The following is an 18,672-nucleotide window of genomic DNA, read 5'->3' as shown; positions in this document are numbered from 1 at the left end:
AGAGATGGCCATTACGGCACAGCAAGTCAAGGAGCTACGGGAGCGCACCGGTGCGGGCATGATGGAATGCAAGACCGTGCTGAGCGAAGCCGACGGGAACATGGATGCCGCCATCGATCTGTTGCGCAAGCGCGGTTTGGCCAAGGCCGACAAAAAGGCGGGTCGGGTTGCGGCAGAAGGCGTGGTTACCGTGGCGAGTAGCGCCGATCAAACCAAGGCGGTCATTGTCGAGCTGAACTGCGAGACCGATTTCGTCGCCAAGAACGACGACTTTGTTGCCTTTGCCCGGCGCTGTGCAGAAACCGCTCTGGCGCAGGCTGCAGCCCTGGAAGATCTGGAGGCTGGCGAGATCGAAGAGACCCGCAAGAGCCTAGTCAGCAAGCTGGGCGAAAACATTGCCCTGCGCCGGGTACAACACATGAGCGTCGATTCCGGTCGGGTTGGAACGTATCAGCATGGCAGCCGCATTGGCGTGCTGGTCGCCATCGCAGGAGATGCCTCGGAAGAGCTCGGGCGCGACCTGGCCATGCATGTGGCAGCCTCCCGTCCCGAAGTGGTGAAGCCGGAGGACGTGTCAGCCGAGCGGGTTGCCAAGGAAAAGGAAATTCTCATTGCCCAGGCGGCAGACTCTGGCAAACCACGGGAGATCATCGAGAAGATGATTTCCGGGCGGATGAGCAAGTTCCTCAACGAGATTGCGCTGACCGGTCAACCCTTTGTCAAGAATCCTGACCAGACGGTTGGCGATCTGCTCAACGCAGCCGGCAATGCCACGGTACTGGAGTTCGCCCGCTTCGAGGTCGGCGAAGGCATCGAGAAGGCGCCCACAGCGGACTTTGCCAGCGAGGTCATGGCTCAGGTCCGGGGTAGCTGATGGAGGCCCCGCTGCGATACCAAAGGGTTCTGCTCAAACTGAGTGGCGAGGCCCTGATGGGCGACGGCCAGTATGGCGTCGATCGTGCGGTAGTGCAGCGGATGGCTGCCGAAATCAAAGAGGTGGCCGACGCCGGCGTGCAAGTGGCGGTAGTCATCGGCGGGGGTAATATCTTTCGCGGCATGGCGAAAGCCGCAGAAGGCATGGATCGGGCGACGGCGGATTACATGGGCATGCTCGCCACGGTCATGAATGGTCTGGCCGTGCAGGATGCCCTCGAACATCTGGGTCTGCCAACGCGGGTGCAATCGGCCCTGCATATCGAACAGGTTGCCGAGCCCTATATCCGCCGACGCGCCATTCGCCATCTGGAAAAAGGGCGAGTAGTCATTTTTGCTGCCGGCACCGGCAATCCTTTCTTCACCACAGATACCGCTGCCAGCTTGCGTGCCGTGGAAATCAATGCGGAGCTGGTGCTCAAGGGCACCAAGGTGGATGGTATCTACACCGATGATCCGGTCAGCAACCCCGATGCCATGCGTTACCGCGAACTGAGCTTTGATCAGGTGTTGGAACAGGGCTTACAGGTGATGGACGCAACGGCAATTACCTTGTGTCGTGATAATGATATGCCCATAGTGGTCTTCTCCATGAACAAGGCCGGCGCCTTGTTGCGCGTTTTGCAGGGCGAGGAAGAGGGCACTACGGTACGGAGTGCGGTATCATGAGTATTGCAGAAACGAAGAAGGACGCGGAAACGCGGATGAAAAAGAGCATCGAGTCGCTCAAGACCGAGCTCTCGCGGCTGCGCACCGGGCGCGCCAATGCAGCACTTCTGGATGCTGTAGAGGTGGATTACTACGGCAGTCCGACGCCCTTGTCGCAGGTGTCTTCGGTAAGCGTGGCCGACGCTCGCTCCTTGGTGGTGACCCCTTGGGAGAAGAATTTGATTCCCAAGATCGATAAGGCGATTCGTGATGCCGGCCTGGGGCTCAACCCCGTTGCCGGGTCGGACAATGTGCGGGTGCCGCTGCCACCACTGTCCGAGGAACGGCGCAAGGAAATGGCCAAGATCGTGCGGGCGGAGGGCGAGGGCGCGCGCGTCGCTATTCGCAACATTCGTCGGGATGCCATTACCCAGATCAAGAATCTTCTCAAAGACAAACTGATTTCTGAAGATGAAGAGCGGCGGGCAGAGGAAGAGTTTCAAAAGCTCACTGACCGCTTCATTGATGAGGTCGAGGGCGTGATCGAGGCAAAAGAATCAGATCTGATGGAGGTCTGAGTCTTGTCCTTGAGCCACGTCGAGAAACTGGCCAAGCAACGGCCACAGCATATTGCCATCATCATGGATGGCAATGGCCGCTGGGCCTACCGCCGGCACCTCCCGCGTGTTGCCGGACACCGGCGTGGCGCGGAAATCGTGCGCGAGATGGTGCAACGCTGCGTCGATGCGCAGATCGCGCATCTCACCCTCTTTGCCTTCAGCACGGAAAACTGGCGACGGCCGCCCCTTGAGGTGCGCCTGCTGATGAATCTCTTTCGCTTGATGTTGCGGCGAGAGGCAAAGAAGTTGCATGACAATGGCGTGCGTCTGCGCATCATTGGTGATCAGAGCCATCTGGCTGCAGACCTGCAAACCCTGATTCGGGATGCGGAGAGTCTTACCGCCGGAAATCGCCGTTTGACCCTAAACCTTGCGGTAAATTATGGCGGTCGCTGGGACATCGCTCGGGCCAGCAAACGAGCAGCCGCCAAATGTCTGCAGGCCGGGCGTAGCCTGGACGCCCTCAGTGAAGAAGACATCGCCGCTGAGCTGTGTCTGGCAGACAGTCCGGAGCCGGATCTGCTCATTCGTACTGGAGGCGAAGAACGCATCAGCAATTTCCTCGTCTGGCAGTTGGCTTACACCGAATTCTATTTTACCGAGACACTGTGGCCGGACTTTGACGGCAATGCCCTGGATCTTGCGCTCAAATCTTTTGCCCAACGCCAGCGACGCTTTGGCCGCACCGGCGATCAAGTTCAGGAAGATGCTTGCGCCAGCGACTGATCACCGCGTTCGTCCTGCTGACATTCTTCGTTCCGCTGCTCCTGTACGGAAATCGCTGGCTTTTTCTCTCCATATTGAGCCTCTTTCTGGGACTCGCGGCTCGGGAATGGGCGCAGCTGACCGCCCTGCGCTGGCCCGGCTTCTGGGCGGCGTGTGCCGCTCTTTTCCTGCTGGCAGCCGGAGTGTTCTGGCCGATGCACGGCAATTGGCCGGCCGTAGTGGCACTACTGGGAGTTGCCTTCTGGTTCTTGGCGGCGGCGTTGCTGGCAAGGGTGGTGCGGCGCGAGATCTTTGCGTCCCGCTGGTTGCGTTGGGCGGCACTGCCAGTGCTTTTGCCGGCGTTCTGGCTGGCTGTGTATTTGCAGGCTCGGCACCCCATCCTGTTACTCTGGGGCCTTGCCATCGTCGTCATGACCGATGTGCTGGCGATGCTTGCCGGAAAGCGCTTCGGTAAAACGCGTCTCGTCCCCCGGCTCAGTCCGGGCAAGACCTGGGCCGGACTCTGGGGTGGCTTGCTCGGCGCTGCGCTTGTGGGCACACTGGGGGCAGGGTGGCTTTGGTCTTGGCGGCCACTGGACCTGGTGTCGGGGGCCGGACTGGGCCTCGTGGTAGCCATATTTGCGGTGTTGGGAGATCTTTTTGAGAGCCTGCTCAAGCGCGCCGCCGGAAAAAAGGATAGCGGTCAGCTCTTGCCTGGCCATGGGGGCATCCTCGATCGCATCGATGCGATGACGGCCGGGCTGCCAGTATTTGTCAGCATACTGATTTACTGGGGGAAAGTATGACTCGCGGAATTTGTATCCTCGGCGCGACCGGTTCCATTGGCAAGAGCACCCTCGATGTACTGGCCCGGCACCCGGAGCGCTTCCATGTATTGGTGCTGACCGCAAACCGGCGAGTCGAGGAAATGGCCGCGCTGTGCCGCCAATATCAGCCAAAACTGGCCGTCATGCGCGATGCCGCCGCCGCCCGCCGTCTTCGGGAAGCGCTGGCCGACCAACCTGGCATCGAGGTAACAGGCGGAGAAGAGGCCCTGCAGGAAGCCGTCACCTATCCCGGCGTCGACGAGGTCATGGCAGCCATCGTGGGTGCTGCCGGTTTGCTCCCAACCCTTGCGGCGGTGCGCGCGGGCAAGAAGGTCTACCTCGCCAACAAGGAATGTCTGGTTATGGCGGGCGAACTGTTCATGGCGGAAGTCCGCCGCCATCAGGTTACGCTGCTCCCCATCGACAGTGAGCACAACGCCATTTTCCAATGCTTTGGGGACGAGCGCGGAGTGCGTCGCATCATTCTTACCGCCTCCGGTGGTCCGTTTCGACAAACACCTTTGGCTGAACTGCAACGCGTCACGCCAGATCAGGCCTGCGCCCATCCCAACTGGGTCATGGGACGCAAAATCTCCGTAGACTCGGCGACCATGATGAACAAGGGCCTGGAAGTCATCGAGGCGCGCTGGCTTTTTGATCTGCAAGTGGATCGGATCAGCGTGCTCATTCATCCGCAGAGCATCATTCACTCCATGGTCGAATATCTCGATGGCTCGGTGCTGGCGCAATTGGGGAACCCGGATATGCGTACGCCGATTGCCCATGCCTTGGCCTATCCCGAGCGTATCGCGAGCGGTGTCTCCTCCCTGGATCTGGCGCGTGGACCGGCTCTGCAGTTTGAGGAACCAGACCTGCAGCGCTTTCCCTGCCTGGCTCTTGCATTTCAGGCCATTGCCGGGGGATCGGCCAGCACCGCAGTACTCAATGCCGCAAACGAGATCGCCGTGCAGGCCTTCCTCGATGGGGAGCTCTCCTTCCCCGGGATTGCGCGGGTTGTCGCGGCAACACTGGAAGCCTATCAACCAGCCACACCTGCGGATCTAGATGCCGTCATGGCCATTGATGCGGAGGCGCGGGTGCAGGCACGGCAAGCCATTTCTTTGGCGGGTGCGGCCTGAGGCGGAATCGTTCTTGGGTATTTTGACAACCCTGCTGGCCTTCATCATTGCCATCAGTATCCTGGTGACCTTTCACGAGGCCGGGCACTTTTTCGTTGCCCGCTCCCTCGGTGTACGCATCTTACGCTTCAGCGTCGGCTTTGGACCGGCAATCTGGCAACGTAGCTTCGGCAAGGACGCGACAGAATTTCGCTTGGCGGCCATTCCCTTCGGCGGTTATGTGAAGATGCTCGAAGAAAATCCCGAGGAAACGCTGCCGCCGGCAGACCGGGGGCGAGCCTTCAATACCCTCGCACCCGGAAAGCGGATACTGATTGCCGTAGCGGGACCAGGGGCCAATTTTTTACTTGCCATTCTGCTGTATGCGCTGGTCGGCACGATCGGCATTCCGGGTATTGCGCCAATTATCGGGAGTATTGATCCCCATGGCTTTGTCGCGCAACACAGCCGCCTGCAGATCGGTGATCGTATTGTCCAGATCAATGGCGCGCAGATCCATGATTGGCAAGATTTTCGTCAGCATCTGCTGACCGCTGCGGTCAACCAGCAGCCAGCGCAAATCATGCTGCGGGATGCTTCTGGGCGCGCTGGGCAGGTCGAGCTACCCCTGCAAAAACTGCCGGCAGACAGTGTGGGTAGCGGATTTCTCACGGAGGTGCTAGGGCTGGGTCCCTATTTACCTCCAGTGGTGGGGTCGGTCATGCCCCATAGCCCGGCTGCTCGTCTCGGTCTGCGCGCGGGCGACAAAATCACTGCGGTGGCTGGGCACAAGACATTCAGCTGGCAGGAAGTGGCGCAAAGAATCGAGGCGGAACCCGCCAAAGCAGTGCGGATCGAATGGCAGGATCCAGAGGGACAAGTGCATGGCGGCGAGGTCTCCCTGCAGACTGTGCTTGCTCGGGGCAAGACGGAGGGTTATCTGGGCATCACTTTGGCAGCTTTGCCAAAATCACTCATCGTACAGCACCGTCGTGATCCGCTTGCCGCCATGGCGTATGGGGCACGGCAGACCTGGACGGTCACCAGCCTGTCTATGGAGATGATCTGGCGAATGATTCAGGGTGCCGTGTCAACGAACAACATCAGTGGACCGATCGGAATTGCCGAGGTTGCCGGGCAGACCTTCGCCGCGGGCTTCACCCCATATCTGAGTTTCCTTGCCTTGCTAAGTGTCAGTCTCGGGGTCATCAATCTTTTTCCGTTGCCCATCTTTGACGGTGGCCATGTCGTCTTTGCCGTTGCCGAACTCCTGCGGGGTCGCCCCCTGCCTCCCGAATGGATGCAAAAAGCACAGATGATCGGTATAGTGCTGATCCTGATGCTTCTATTCCTCGCCCTGTACAACGACATAGTGAGAATGTTGAAACCGTGAAGAAAATGCGCCTTTCACCCCGAACTACCCGGGCCTTGACCCTGTCCGCAGCGGTGTTCTGTGCCTCCGCCTTCGTCCCCGCCTGGGCGTTTACCCCATTTACCGTGCACAATATCGAGATCCAAGGATTACAACATATTACGCCGGGGACGGTGTATAACTACCTGCCAATCCACATCGGCGAATCGGTTGACGATGCCCTGGCACAAAAGGCGGTGCAGGACCTCTACTCTACCGGTTTCTTTCGGGATGTCAGTATTGCGCGTTCCGGCGATGATTTGGTCGTCGTGGTCAAGGAACGTCCCATCATCGCCAGCATCGAGACCAAAGGGATCAAGGCCTTTTCCAAGGATGAAGTGGAGTCCACACTGAAAGGAATCGGGCTCGAAGTGCGGCATATCTTCAACCAGGCAACCCTCGATCAGGTGGTCCAGGGACTGCAACAACAGTACGAGGGGATGGGATATTACGATGCGAAAATCACGCCGCACGTAGAGACCCTGCCGCGCAATCGCGTGGCGATCCAGATCGATGTCGAGCAGGGGCAGCAGGCGACCATCAAGCAGGTCAACATCATTGGCAACCATGCCTTCAGCGAAAATCGTTTGCGCGGCCTCTTCTCCATCGGTGCGCCGGATGCCTTCTCCTTTTTCAGCAAGAACGACCGATACTCGCAGGAGAAATTTTCCAAGAGTCTGGAAAAACTGAACAATTTTTATCTCGACCATGGATATCTGAATTTTGCCATCGAATCGTCGCAGGTGCAGATTACGCCGAACCGTCGCTTCGTCTATCTTACGGTCAATGTTCACGAAGGTGACGTTTACCATATTAGCAAGGTAGATCTGACGGGTGATCTCATTCTGCCGCGTAGCAAGCTGGAAAAACTGATAGAAATTCATCCCGGTGAACGTTTTTCCAAGGCAAATATTTTGGCAACCAACAAAGCCATTGCCGATGAACTGGGTAATTATGGTTACGCCTTTGCCAACACCACACCAGTGCCTACCGTCGATCCAAAGACCCACGAAGTGGCCCTGAATTTCCAGGTGGATCCCGGGCACCGGGTCTATATCCGGCGCATCGACATCAGTAACAACAATCGTAGCATGGATTATGTGGTGCGGCGGCAGTTCCGACAGATGGAAGGTTCGCTCTACAATCGCAGTCTGATCGATCGTTCCAAATTGCGTCTGGAACAGACCGGATTCTACCAAAATGTTACCACCAAGACTGTGCCGGTGCCTGGACATCCGGACCAGCTGGATCTGGATGTTGCCGTGGATGAGCGGCCAACGGGTTCTTTCAGTGTGGGGGTAGGCTACTCCAATGCCCAAGGATTCCTCTTCAACGGGTCCATCACCCAGAAAAACTTTATGGGTACCGGTAATGCCCTGTCTTTTTCGGCTAACGTCGGCGGCCTCGGCAGCGCGTTCAATCTGTCCTATACCAATCCGTATTTTACTCCGGATGGCATCAGTTTAGGCTTTAACGTATTCCGCAACGATACCAATCTCTCCACGCTGGCAGTGGCGCCCTACCAAGAAGTGGATCTGGGCGGTGCCGTCACCCTGGGAATCCCGGTGCTGGAGTACGTCTATGACTATATGTCTTTGGGTTTTACGCATACCAATATCACGCTGGATACCAGCAATCCGATCCCTCTGTATCAGAATTATATAGACAATTATGGAAATTCGACGAATTCTTTTACCTTGGGCAATCAATTGGAGTACAACACCACCAACTCGCCAATTTTCCCCACCAAGGGTTTGTACACTAGCCTCGATCTGAAGGCAGCGGTACCGCCGGGGAACCTCCGCTGGTACAAGGCCGAAGTGAAGGCCAACTATTACCATCCCTTTACCTCTTGGCTGAGCGGTGGCCTGGGGATGCGCTACGGCTTCATCAACAGTTTTTCCGGCAAGCCAGTACCGTTCTTCAATAATTTCTATCTTGGCGGTCCTTTGACGCTTCCAGGGTATCAGACCTACGCCGTGGGCCCGCAGATCGATGGCTACCCAGTGGGCGGTACCCGCGAACTTCTCCTCGACGCCAATCTGTATTTTCCGCTGCCGGGTCTGGAAGACAACAAGAATTTTCGTCTGAACGCCTTCGTCGCCAGTGGTTGGGTATATGGTGTAAACGCAGTGAACGATGGAAGTACCACGAATTACGCTTATTCAAACAGCTATTTTCCAAGTCTTGGCGAGATGCGCACCACGGCGGGCATCGGGCTACTCTGGATCAGCCCGCTCGGACCGTTGCGTCTGTCCGTGGCGATTCCTTTGGATAAGAAGCCGGGTGATCTTACCCAGCCGCTACAGTTTACTGTGGGTAACGCCTTCTGATGTTCCGTCGTTGGTGGCTGAGCGGCTGTATCGTCTTGGGCTGCGGTATTCTCGCCGCGCCCTGGGCGCTGGCGGATGCACCAAAGATCGGTTTTGTCGATCTGGACAAGGCTTTGCGCGAGTTGCCGGAGGCGCAGGTCGGCGCCAAGGCCCTCAATTCGCTCATTGCCGAGAAGGAAAAGGCGATCGAACAAAAACAACAACAGATCGTTGCCGCGCAGAAGAGTTTGGAGGAAGACTTTCCAAAGCTCAATAATACAGAGCGGCAGAAGCGCGAGGCACAATTGCAGGGAATGGTCCTCGATTTGCAAAAACTACGACAATCAGCCCAAGATCAGGTAAATCTGCAACGCAACCAAATCCTCGAAAATATCCAGGCACGCTTGGTTCGGGTGGTCTCAGAGATTGGCAAAAAAGGCCATTACACACTGATTTTGAATGACAAGTCGGTTCTCTACGTCAGCGGCGCAATCGATCTGACGCATCAGGTGGTGGCCGCCATGGAGAAGCCAAAAGCCGGGGGGCAAAAATGAGTGCCCCGGCGCGGGTAGTCTACACCCTGCAAGAGCTGGCTGTGGCCCTTGGCTTGCCCTATCGTGGGGATGCAGCCCTGCAATTTCGCGCCATGGCGCCCTTGTCCTCTGCGCAGGAAGATGAACTCAGCTTTTTGCAGGACAGCAAATATCTACCACTACTGGCACAGACCCGCGCCGGGGCACTGATTCTTTCTCCAGAACATGCAGAACAATACGATGGCGCAGCCATCTGGAGTGAAAATCCCTATGCGAGTTTTGCGCAGGCAATGCAGTTCCTGTATCCAGAGAAAGCGTTGACGCCTTGGCGCTCCCCGGATGCGCGGATCGCCGCAGATGCCGATGTGGACCCCAGTGCCCGCGTCGAGGATTTTGTCCAGATCGGCTCCGGAGCGAAAATTGGTCCTGGGGTGTGGCTGGAAAGTGGGGTAGTCATCGGGCCTGGGGTGGAAATTGGCGCTGCTTGCCACTTGTATCCCGGTGTCAAGGTCCTTGCCGAGTCGCGCATCGCCGAGCATTGCATCATCCACAGTAATGCTGTGATCGGGGCTGATGGCTTCGGTTTTGCACAAACCGAGGCGGGCTACGAAAAAATCCCCCAGGTCGGACGGGTGATTCTTGGCGCACGGGTAGAGATTGGTGCCAACACCTGTATCGACCGTGGTGCCCTGGCTGACACGATCCTCGGGGACGGAGTGAAAATCGACAATCTGGTGCAGATCGGCCACAACGTCGTCATCGGCGCGGACACGGTGATTGCCGGACAGACCGGGATTGCTGGCAGCACTCGGATTGGATGCCGCTGCCGCATCGGCGGCCAGGTCGGCTTTGCCGGTCACCTCAACATTGCCGATGGTACCGTGATTGCCGGACAAAGCGCCATCACGCATGACATTCGGCAAGCTGGCGTCTATTCTGGGGTGATCCCCGCCCAGGATGCGCGGACTTGGCGACGTACCATTGCGCAGCTCAACCGTCTCGATGGCATTCTGCGACGCTTGCGCGGTGCGGCCAAGGCAGCGCACGATTCTTCTTCTACTTAGGAGTCTTCATGGAAGGTTTTGATATTCATCAGATCCTGCGTCGATTGCCGCATCGCTATCCCTTTCTCCTCGTTGATCGAATTTTGCAGATCGAGATTGGCAAGAGTCTGCGCGCGGCCAAGAACGTGACCATGAACGAACCGCATTTTCAGGGCCATTTCCCCGATTTTCCGGTGATGCCTGGGGTTTTGATCATCGAGTCTCTGGCCCAGGCCGCGGCCATTCTGGCCTTCGTTTCCGAGGACAAATATGGGGAGAACGCCGCAGTATACTTCGCTGGCATCGACAAAGCGCGCTTTCGCAAGCCAGTGACTCCTGGTGATCAACTGATTCTTTCTGCCGAGGTCGCTCGACGCAAATCGGGGTTGTGGCAGATGGAGACGGTGGCAACAGTAGACGGTACGGAAGTCGCGTCGGCATTACTGATGGCAACCCTACGCGAGCGTGAGGCATGAAAGCGCAGATCGACGCACGGGCGGCGGTCGACCCTGCTGCAAAGATCGGTGACGGCTGTATCATTGGAGCGTTTGCGGTCATCGGCCCAGAAGTGGAAATCGGCGAAGGCTGTCGGGTGGACGCCCACGCGCTCGTGCAAGGGTCCACGCGGATCGGCCCGCGTAACCAGATCTTTCCCTTCGCTTCCATCGGTACGGCACCCCAGGATCTTGGCTATCGCGGAGAAGATACCCGGCTGGAGATCGGTTCCGACAATACGTTTCGAGAGTTCGTCACCATCAATCGCGGTACCGTGAAGGGCGGTGGGGTGACGCGGATCGGTTCTCAGAACCTGTTTATGGCGTATTGCCATGTGGCACATGACTGCCAGATCGGAGATCGGGTGGTGATGGCCAATGCTGCGACTCTGGCGGGCCATGTCATCGTGGAGGACGACGCCATCCTCGGTGGTCTGTCCGCGGTGCACCAGTTTGCGCGCGTCGGTGCGCACGCCATCCTCGGCGGTGGCACCATGGCGCCGCTGGACATCCCGCCGTACATGATGGCCGCGGGTAACCATGCGCAATTACACGGGATCAACGTGCGCGGTCTGAGCCGGCGGGGCTTCAGCAAAGAACAGGTGCACACCCTGAAACGCGCGTACCGTCTGCTTTTTCGTTCCGGCAAGCTACTGGAGGAGGCCATGGAGGAACTGCTGCGCGAAGGCCCCGACATCCCTGAGATTACACGGTTGCTCGATTTTATTCGCAGTAGCAAGCGGGGGATTACGCGGCCGTGAAAGAGCTACGAACAGCCGTCGTCGGGGTAGGGCACCTGGGACGCTTCCATGCGCAAAAATATGCCCGAGTTTCGCAGTTGCAAGGGGTCTATGACACCGATGGCGAGCGGGCACAAAGCGTCGCGCAAGAGCTCGGTTGTCGCGCATTTTCTGATCTGGGGGAGTTGTTGGCCGCGGTCGATGCCATCTCCATTGTCACGCCAACACTGCAGCACCACGCCGTTGCGCGGGAGGCAATCGCTTGCGGGGTCCATTGCCTGGTGGAAAAGCCCTTTACCTTCACCCTCGCCGAAGCAGACGACTTGCTTCGCCTGGCGGATGCGCAGGGAGTGATCCTGGCGGTGGGGCAAATCGAGCGCGCTCAGGTGGTCATGCAGTACCTGCGGGAACAAAAGCTCCCCGCGCCCCGCTATATCGAGGCCGAGCGTCTGGCGCCATTCAAGCCGCGCTCTCTCGATGTCGATGTGATCATGGACTTGATGATCCATGATCTCGATCTGGTCCTGATGCTTACGGCTGCCGAGCCGCAGGAAATGCGCGCGGTGGGTGTCGCCGCCGTCACCGAACAGGCCGACATGGCCAATGCTTGGGTGACCCTGAGCAATGGCAGTGTGGCCAATCTTGCCGCCTCGCGGGTGGTGCGGGAAGCGGTGCGGCGCATGCGCCTTTTCTGGCCAGATCGCTATGCCTCGGTGGATTTTCTGCAAAACCGCCTGACCTTTTACCGCCGCGGTGCCGGGCAGGTACCGGGCATTCCGGGGGTGGTCGAGGACGTGGTTGATCTGCAGCCGCGCGATGCCCTGGAAAGTGAAATCTCGGCCTTTCTCGCTGCCGTCTCCGGCCAGGGAATGCCGCTGTGCACGGGCCACGAAGGACGCGCCGCACTCGCCGCAGCCCTTGCCGTCCGGCAGTCGGTCAGTGACTTTTTGTCGGCCTCCGCCGACTCGTATTCGTAGAGGAAGAACAGGTAATGGAACAACAAATCCCTATGGTCGATCTACGCGCCCATTTCGCACCCTTGCGGGAGGAGATCCTTGCCGGGATCGGGGAGATACTCGATCAGGCAGGATTTATCCTGGGCGCGCACGGGCGTGGCCTCGAGGCGGAGCTGGCGCAATATCTCGGTGTTGCGCATGGCGTCGGTTGTGCTTCGGGTACCGATGCCCTGCTGCTGGCCCTGCGTGCCCTGGACATCGGTCCCGGCGATGAGGTCATTGTCCCCACCTTTACCTTCATCGCCACGGCCGAGGCGGTACGCTACGTTGGCGCGACCCCGGTATTTGCCGATGTCGATCCCGACTATTTCTGCGTGACGGCGGCAGGTATCGCGCCGCTGATCACACCCCGCACCCGCGCCATCATCCCGGTGCACCTCTATGGTCAAGCCGCGCCCATGCCCGAGCTTCTGCAACTCGCGGAACAACACGGCATTCTGGTGATCGAGGATATGGCCCAAGCCATCGGCGCACGCCTGCATGGCCAACGTGTCGGTAGTTTTGCGCAGCTCGCCTGTGTGTCTTTTTTCCCCAGCAAAAACCTGGGTGGGGCAGGGGACGGGGGGATGGTCTTCACCAACGACGAAGCCCTGGCAACCCGTCTGCGCGGCCTGCGTAACCATGGCTCCTGGCGGACCTATGAACACGAGGTCCTGGGCTACAACAGCCGCCTCGATGAGATTCAGGCCCTGATCTTGCGTAAACTCTTCCAGCGCATCGATGCCTACAATGCCGGGCGACAACAGGCTGCCAGCCTCTACGATGCCGCTTTGCAGGACTTGCCCCTGCAGATCCCCGCGCGCCGGGCCGGCGCTGAGCATGTATTTCACCAATATACCCTTCAGATCGCAGATCGTGACGCCCTGCGTACCCGTCTGCATGCCGAGGGCATTGCCTGCGGCGTGTACTATCCCATCCCTTGCCACCAGCAGCAGGCCTTTGCCGATCTGCCGCCGAGCCATTGCCCGGTAGCCGAGAGCCTGAAAGACAGGGTTCTGTCCCTGCCGATGTTTCCTGAACTGAGCGCTGCGCAAGTGGAGCGCATTGCCGGGGTGATACGCGCACATCTGCACGGCGAATGAACAAAACCTTCGTCATTGCGGTCGAGCGTTCCGGAGAAAGCCTGGGCCTCGATCTTCTGACGCGTTGTCGGGCGGCGGGGATCGAAATGCAGTGGGAGGGCGTGGTTGGCAGCCGTCTGCAGGCTGCCGGCGTGCGCAATATCGCGGATGGCGAAGTGCTGGGGGTGATGGGCCTGGTGGAGGTACTGCGCCATTACGGCAAGCTGCGGCGGCTGTTCCGGCAGGTTCGCGACTACCTGCAACGCGAACGTCCGGATGCGGTACTGCTGATCGATCACCCCGCCTTCAATCTGCGCGTCGCCCGGGAGGCCAAGCGCCTGGGCATCCGTGTGCTCTATGTGGTCGGTCCACAAATCTGGGCCTGGCGGCAGGGACGCATCCGGCAGATTCGTGAGCGCATCGACGAAATCTTTCTGCTCTTTCCCTTCGAGCGCCCTCTCTACGCAGAGGCAGGAATCCCTGCGCAGCTGCTGCCCCATCCCCTGCTGGCGCAGACGGCGACAGCGCCAGGCAAAGAAGTGGCACGACAACAGTTGGCTCTGGCGGATGGTCCGATTCTGGCCCTGTTACCCGGCAGCCGGCGTAGCGAGCTGCAGCGACTTGCCGCGCCGATGGCACAGGCGGCGCTACTGTGGCAACAGGCGCATCCCGACTGGCAGATCGTCGTCGCCCTGGCGCGCGAGGAGCTACGCCTGCCGTGGCGGGAGCAGGCTGGGCCGCTAGCAGCAGGTCAGATTCAGGAGGTCTGTGGACAGAGTACGGAGCTGCTCGCGGCGGCCGATCGCGTCTTGGTGGCATCAGGCACGGCAACCCTGGAAACCGCACTGCTCGGTCGTCCCGCCATCGTTCTCTACGCCATGCAGCCGCTGACCTTCGCCATTGCCAAACGCCTGGTTCGCGTACCGCATATCGCCCTGCCCAACATCCTCCTGCAGCGTCGGGTATACCCCGAGCTCCTGCAGTCCGAGATCACCCCCGAGCGGGTGGTGCAGGAACTGGAAAAGCTGCCGGTTGCGGAGCAGGAGCAAGCCCTGAAGCCCCTGCGCGGGTTGCTGCAGGGAGACGATAGCGACAGCATCGCCGCGGCCTTGCGGCGCACTCTTTTGGGTCAGGAATGATGGAGCATAGGGGTGGCGACGTCGCCGGCGTTGATGAGGCGGGCAGGGGACCATTGGCGGGACCAGTGATGGTCGCGGCGGTGATCCTGGCCCGACCGATAGCGGGTCTGCGAGACTCGAAAAAGCTGCGTCCTCCCCAAAGAGAACGTCTGGCGCAGCAGATCCGTGCCGAGGCGCGTGCCTGGGCGATCGCTTCCGCTGGCACTTGGGAGATCGAGCGGCACAATGTTCTCGTGGCCACTTTGCAGGCCATGGATCGCGCCCTGCGCGCGCTCCCGATTCGACCACGACACATCGTCGTGGACGGCAACCGTGTCTTGCCGCAGTGGCAGGCGGAGGCTATGGTAGGAGGTGATGATCGCGTGGATGCCATCGCTGCCGCCAGTATCCTCGCCAAGGTAGCACGGGACCGGGAGATGGCCTTGTTGGACCGCCAGTATCCTCTCTATGGATTCAGCCGCCATCAGGCCTATGGTACTGCGGCGCATCTGGAGGCGCTGCGACGTTTTGGTGTTACCCCCATCCATCGCCGCAGCTTTGCGCCGGTGGCGCGGATACTGGAAGAGAGACAATGAGCACGGATTTTGTCCATCTGCACGTGCACTCGGAATATTCCCTTGAAGACGGGATCATCCCCGTCAAAAAACTGGTGCAACGCTGCGCCGAACAAGGCATGCCAGCGGTCGCCATCACCGATCACGGTAATCTCTTTGCCCTGGTGAAGTTTTACAATGCCGCCCGCGCCCAGGGCATCAAGCCAATCATCGGTGCAGAACTCTGGTTGCAAGGCGAGGGCGCGGAGAGCGGCAGCAGTCTGCTGCTGCTGTGTCGCAATGGCGATGGCTTTCGTGCTCTGAGTCATCTGCTCAGCCGGGCATTTCTCGAGGGCTTGCAGGATGGCAAGGCGCGGATCCAGCGCTCCTGGCTGGAGCACGAGGATCGCACTGGCCTGATTGCCCTATCGGCGGCCGGGCAGGGGGAGATCGGGCAAGTTCTGCTGCGCGATCCGCTGCGCGCGCGAGCGCTTGCCCGGCAGTATCAGGAACTCTTCCCCGATGCCTTTTATCTCGAAATCCAGCGTAATGAGGAGGCGGAGCAGGAGGCCTTGAACGAGGCCACGGTGGCCCTGGCCCTGGAACTGGACTTGCCGCTGGTTGCCAGCAATAACGCCCATTTTCTCGACGCCGAAGACTTCCCCGCCTTCGACGCTCGGCAGTGTATCGCCGCTGGATACACCCTCGCCGATGAGCGTCGCCCCCGCCGCTTTACGCCGGAGCATCGCCTGCCCAGCGCCGCGGAGATGCTGGCACGCTTTGCCGACCTCCCTGAGGCCTGCGCCAATACGGTAGAAATTGCCCAGCGTTGCAATCTGACCCTGACCCTAGGCCAATATACCCTGCCGGATTTTCCCACTCCCGATGGCAGTCCCATCGAGGTCTACTTCCGCAAGGCGGCAGAGCAGGGGCTGGCAGAGCGCTTGCAGGGCCTGGGTATCCCTGATGCGGAGGCCTTGCCCTATCGCGAGCGGCTGTTGCGCGAGGTCGATGTCATCCTGCAGATGGGCTTCCCCGGCTATTTTCTCATTGTTGCCGACTTCATCCAGTGGGCCAAGGATCACGGCGTTCCCGTGGGTCCCGGACGTGGCTCCGGAGCCGGCTCCCTGGTCGCCTATGCCTTGCGGATCACCGATCTTGATCCCATTGCCAATGCCCTCCTGTTCGAGCGCTTTCTCAACCCGGAACGGGTCTCCATGCCCGATTTTGACGTCGATTTCTGCATGGACCAGCGCGACCGTGTCATCCAGTACGTTGCCGAAAAATATGGCCGTGACCGGGTAGGGCAGATCATCACCTTCGGTACCATGAAGGCGCGGGCGGTGGTACGCGACGTGGGCCGGGTGCTCAATCTGCCCTATGGTTTTGTCGACCAGCTCGCCAAGCTGGTGCCCGGCGATCTCGGTATGACCCTGGCCAAGGCGCTGGAAGAGTCCGAAGAATTGCGACGTCGGCAGCAGGAAGAAGACGATGTGCGCGAGCTGCTGGACATCGCCCTGCGCCTGGAGGGACTGCCGCGCCATGCCTCCACCCATGCCGGTGGCGTGGTGATCTCCCCCGAACCCCTGGCTGACCGACTGCCACTGTTTACCGACGGCTCGGAGGGCGGTGGCAACGTCACTCAGCTGGACAAGGACGATGTCGAGAAAATGGGGCTGGTGAAGTTCGACTTTCTGGGGCTGCGGACCCTGACCATCATCGACATTGCCCTGCGCGGTATCAACGCCGAGCGCAGGGCGGCAGGGCAGGAACCCCTGGATATTGCCAAGCTGCCCCTCGATGATGCCGCCACCTTCACCCAACTCAAATCCACTGATACGGTGGCGGTGTTTCAGCTCGAATCCTCGGGCATGCGTGATCTGATCCGCCGCCTGCAACCCGACAATTTCGAGGATATCGTCGCGCTGGTGGCCCTGTTCCGGCCCGGACCCTTGCAATCCGGCATGGTCGATGACTTCATCGCGCGTAAACACGGCAAGGCCAAGGTTGTCTATCCGCATCCACTGCTCGAGCCGATCCTCAAGGAAACCTATGGGGTAATCGTGTATCAGGAACAGGTGATGCAGTGCGCCCAGGTACTGGCGAACTATTCCCTCGGTGGTGCGGATCTGCTGCGCCGCGCCATGGGCAAAAAGAAGCCGGAAGAAATGGCCAAGCAGCGCGAAATCTTTCTGGCGGGAGCGGCGAAAAATGGCATCGATGTGCATCAGGCGACCGCAATCTTCGATCTGATGGAAAAGTTCGCTGAGTATGGCTTCAACAAGTCGCACTCGGCCGCCTATGCCCTGGTTTCCTACCAGACCGCTTATCTGAAGGCCCATTATCCGCGTCACTTCATGGCCGCCGTATTGACCGCCGACATGGATCATACCGACAAGGTGGTGGCAATGATCAGCGAATGCGGGCGGATGGGGATGAGCATCTTGCCACCCTGCATACAACGCAGTGAGCTCGCATTTCGACCCGAGGGCGACGGGTTGCGCTATGGTCTGGGGGCCATCAAGGGCTTGGGTCGGGGCGCCGTGGAGGCCATTGTCGAGGCGCGCCGCGAGGCAGGGGAGTTTCAGGATTTCTATGATTTTTTGTGCCGTCTCGATGGGCAGCGGGTCAATCGCCGTAGTCTCGAGGCCTTGATCAAGGCCGGAGCTTTGGATGCCTTTGGCGTGCCACGGGCGCAATTGCTGGCCTCTCTGGACCGCTTTCTCGAGGCGGCGCAACAGCAGCAGCGTCAGGAAGCCAGCGCGCAATGCAGCCTTTTCGATAGTGAAAGTCAGGGGCAGCGAGCGAGTCCGGCATTGGTATCCGTAGAGATCGATGATCGCGATCATCTGGCCGGCGAACGGGAGGTCCTCGGCTTCTATCTGAGTGATCATCCGCTGCGGGTCGTCCGCACCGACTTGCAGGCGCTTGGCGTGCAGGAGATCGGTCGGATTGTCATTGGCGAGCCGGTCTTCGTTGCGGGTATGCCGGTGTCCCGGCGCAACATGCGCACCAAGCGCGGTGATCGCATGCTCTTTCTCACCCTGGAAGACGAAAGCGGGCGCGCCGAGGCGGTGGTATTTGCGGAAACCTGGCGGCAGTTCAATGGCCAGATTGCCGACGATGAGCCGTTGCTGCTTTTGGCGGAGGCCAGCGAAGACAGCTACTCAGGAGGCCTGCGACTGACCGCCCAGCGCCTGCTGCGCTGGGAAGAAGCTCAGCTTGCCTTGGCACGCCTCCTGGTATTGCACATCGACGCGTCGCCACTCAACATTGCGCAACTGCAAGAATTGCTGCTAGCGCATCCCGGCGACTGCCTGGTGCGCATCGCACTGACCGTTGCCGATGGGCAGGCGCGGGCCATTCTCGATTGCCCGCAAGGAATCTCTGCCAGCAGCGAATTTCGCGCCGCACTCGATGCCCTGCTCGACCGCGATCGGCAAGAGTGGCAATATGGCCCGCCAATGAATCTGCTAGCCAATGTTGTCTCTCTGCGCGACGAGCGACAGCGGCGCCAGCGCTCAGCCTGACAAGGAGAA

The 18,672-nt window shown here is 59.6% G+C and carries 17 protein-coding genes; all 17 read left to right on the top strand.

All coding sequences use genetic code 11. From position 1 onward, the window contains the following. Positions 1–4 precede the first annotated feature (4 nt). From tsf to dnaE, 17 genes are read left to right on the top strand one after another with little or no spacing between them, the layout of a single operon-like run. Positions 5–874 carry a translation elongation factor Ts gene (gene tsf / locus ACQAYK_RS06965; protein WP_483167359.1) on the top strand — a complete coding sequence of 290 codons (870 nt, stop codon included), beginning with the start codon at positions 5–7 and terminating at the stop codon, positions 872–874. Beyond that, positions 874–1,602, top strand: a complete 729-nt coding sequence (pyrH, locus tag ACQAYK_RS06960; RefSeq protein ID WP_215871079.1) for a UMP kinase — start codon at positions 874–876, stop codon at positions 1,600–1,602. Before tsf ends, pyrH begins: the two co-directional genes overlap by 1 nt. Further along, the gene (gene frr, locus ACQAYK_RS06955) at positions 1,599–2,159 is read left to right on the top strand and encodes a ribosome recycling factor (RefSeq protein ID WP_215871080.1); all 561 of its coding nucleotides are present in this window, start codon (positions 1,599–1,601) and stop codon (positions 2,157–2,159) included. Before pyrH ends, frr begins: the two co-directional genes overlap by 4 nt. 3 nt (positions 2,160–2,162) lie before the next feature. Further along, complete coding sequence (gene uppS / locus ACQAYK_RS06950) at positions 2,163–2,927, top strand: polyprenyl diphosphate synthase (protein WP_226827042.1); 765 nt, start codon at positions 2,163–2,165, stop codon at positions 2,925–2,927. Beyond that, on the top strand, positions 2,912–3,712 hold the full coding sequence (locus ACQAYK_RS06945) for a phosphatidate cytidylyltransferase (protein ID WP_215871081.1): 801 nt from the start codon (positions 2,912–2,914) through the stop codon (positions 3,710–3,712). Before uppS ends, ACQAYK_RS06945 begins: the two co-directional genes overlap by 16 nt. Continuing rightward, positions 3,709–4,872, top strand: coding sequence for a 1-deoxy-D-xylulose-5-phosphate reductoisomerase (gene ispC, locus ACQAYK_RS06940; RefSeq protein WP_215871082.1), 1,164 nt, complete (start codon positions 3,709–3,711; stop codon positions 4,870–4,872). The genes ACQAYK_RS06945 and ispC overlap by 4 nt, the downstream gene beginning before the upstream one ends. 13 nt (positions 4,873–4,885) lie before the next feature. Beyond that, positions 4,886–6,244: an RIP metalloprotease RseP gene (rseP, locus tag ACQAYK_RS06935; protein WP_215871083.1), complete on the top strand. Its 1,359-nt coding sequence runs from the start codon at positions 4,886–4,888 to the stop codon at positions 6,242–6,244. Positions 6,245–6,249: 5 nt separating this feature from the next. Continuing rightward, positions 6,250–8,595, top strand: coding sequence for an outer membrane protein assembly factor BamA (bamA, locus tag ACQAYK_RS06930; RefSeq protein ID WP_215871180.1), 2,346 nt, complete (start codon positions 6,250–6,252; stop codon positions 8,593–8,595). Beyond that, the gene (locus ACQAYK_RS06925; RefSeq protein WP_215871084.1) at positions 8,595–9,128 is read left to right on the top strand and encodes an OmpH/Skp family outer membrane protein; all 534 of its coding nucleotides are present in this window, start codon (positions 8,595–8,597) and stop codon (positions 9,126–9,128) included. Before bamA ends, ACQAYK_RS06925 begins: the two co-directional genes overlap by 1 nt. After that, positions 9,125–10,171 carry a UDP-3-O-(3-hydroxymyristoyl)glucosamine N-acyltransferase gene (gene lpxD, locus ACQAYK_RS06920; protein ID WP_215871085.1) on the top strand — a complete coding sequence of 349 codons (1,047 nt, stop codon included), beginning with the start codon at positions 9,125–9,127 and terminating at the stop codon, positions 10,169–10,171. Before ACQAYK_RS06925 ends, lpxD begins: the two co-directional genes overlap by 4 nt. Positions 10,172–10,179: 8 nt before the next feature. Next, positions 10,180–10,626, top strand: a complete 447-nt coding sequence (gene fabZ, locus ACQAYK_RS06915) for a 3-hydroxyacyl-ACP dehydratase FabZ (protein ID WP_215871086.1) — start codon at positions 10,180–10,182, stop codon at positions 10,624–10,626. Beyond that, a complete protein-coding gene (gene lpxA, locus ACQAYK_RS06910; protein WP_215871087.1) occupies positions 10,623–11,405 on the top strand; it encodes an acyl-ACP--UDP-N-acetylglucosamine O-acyltransferase in 783 nt (260 codons plus the stop codon). The genes fabZ and lpxA overlap by 4 nt, the downstream gene beginning before the upstream one ends. After that, on the top strand, positions 11,402–12,361 hold the full coding sequence (locus tag ACQAYK_RS06905) for a Gfo/Idh/MocA family protein (RefSeq protein ID WP_215871088.1): 960 nt from the start codon (positions 11,402–11,404) through the stop codon (positions 12,359–12,361). Before lpxA ends, ACQAYK_RS06905 begins: the two co-directional genes overlap by 4 nt. A gap of 14 nt (positions 12,362–12,375) precedes the next feature. Then, positions 12,376–13,482: a DegT/DnrJ/EryC1/StrS family aminotransferase gene (locus ACQAYK_RS06900; protein WP_215871089.1), complete on the top strand. Its 1,107-nt coding sequence runs from the start codon at positions 12,376–12,378 to the stop codon at positions 13,480–13,482. Further along, a complete protein-coding gene (lpxB, locus tag ACQAYK_RS06895; RefSeq protein ID WP_215871090.1) occupies positions 13,479–14,600 on the top strand; it encodes a lipid-A-disaccharide synthase in 1,122 nt (373 codons plus the stop codon). Before ACQAYK_RS06900 ends, lpxB begins: the two co-directional genes overlap by 4 nt. Then, a complete protein-coding gene (locus ACQAYK_RS06890) occupies positions 14,597–15,175 on the top strand; it encodes a ribonuclease HII (RefSeq protein WP_226827044.1) in 579 nt (192 codons plus the stop codon). Before lpxB ends, ACQAYK_RS06890 begins: the two co-directional genes overlap by 4 nt. After that, positions 15,172–18,663, top strand: a complete 3,492-nt coding sequence (dnaE, locus tag ACQAYK_RS06885) for a DNA polymerase III subunit alpha (protein ID WP_215871091.1) — start codon at positions 15,172–15,174, stop codon at positions 18,661–18,663. Before ACQAYK_RS06890 ends, dnaE begins: the two co-directional genes overlap by 4 nt. Positions 18,664–18,672: the final 9 nt, after the last annotated feature.

Source organism: Acidithiobacillus sp. AC3 (assembly GCF_050261095.1).
Taxonomy (GTDB): domain Bacteria; phylum Pseudomonadota; class Gammaproteobacteria; order Acidithiobacillales; family Acidithiobacillaceae; genus Igneacidithiobacillus; species Igneacidithiobacillus copahuensis.
Note: the sequence above shows the minus strand (reverse complement) of the source record. Positions and strands in the feature narration are given on the sequence as shown.

Excerpts from the sequence above, each read along its gene's own strand:
- tsf (WP_483167359.1), top strand. The coding sequence starts at position 5 with ATGGCCATTACGGCACAGCAAGTCAAGGAGCTACGGGAGCGCACCGGT.
- pyrH (WP_215871079.1), top strand. The coding sequence starts at position 874 with ATGGAGGCCCCGCTGCGATACCAAAGGGTTCTGCTCAAACTGAGTGGC.
- frr (WP_215871080.1), top strand. The coding sequence starts at position 1,599 with ATGAGTATTGCAGAAACGAAGAAGGACGCGGAAACGCGGATGAAAAAG.
- ispC (WP_215871082.1), top strand. The coding sequence starts at position 3,709 with ATGACTCGCGGAATTTGTATCCTCGGCGCGACCGGTTCCATTGGCAAG.
- bamA (WP_215871180.1), top strand. The coding sequence starts at position 6,250 with ATGCGCCTTTCACCCCGAACTACCCGGGCCTTGACCCTGTCCGCAGCG.
- ACQAYK_RS06925 (WP_215871084.1), top strand. The coding sequence starts at position 8,595 with ATGTTCCGTCGTTGGTGGCTGAGCGGCTGTATCGTCTTGGGCTGCGGT.
- lpxD (WP_215871085.1), top strand. The coding sequence starts at position 9,125 with ATGAGTGCCCCGGCGCGGGTAGTCTACACCCTGCAAGAGCTGGCTGTG.
- fabZ (WP_215871086.1), top strand. The coding sequence starts at position 10,180 with ATGGAAGGTTTTGATATTCATCAGATCCTGCGTCGATTGCCGCATCGC.
- lpxA (WP_215871087.1), top strand. The coding sequence starts at position 10,623 with ATGAAAGCGCAGATCGACGCACGGGCGGCGGTCGACCCTGCTGCAAAG.
- ACQAYK_RS06900 (WP_215871089.1), top strand. The coding sequence starts at position 12,376 with ATGGAACAACAAATCCCTATGGTCGATCTACGCGCCCATTTCGCACCC.
- lpxB (WP_215871090.1), top strand. The coding sequence starts at position 13,479 with ATGAACAAAACCTTCGTCATTGCGGTCGAGCGTTCCGGAGAAAGCCTG.
- ACQAYK_RS06890 (WP_226827044.1), top strand. The coding sequence starts at position 14,597 with ATGATGGAGCATAGGGGTGGCGACGTCGCCGGCGTTGATGAGGCGGGC.
- dnaE (WP_215871091.1), top strand. The coding sequence starts at position 15,172 with ATGAGCACGGATTTTGTCCATCTGCACGTGCACTCGGAATATTCCCTT.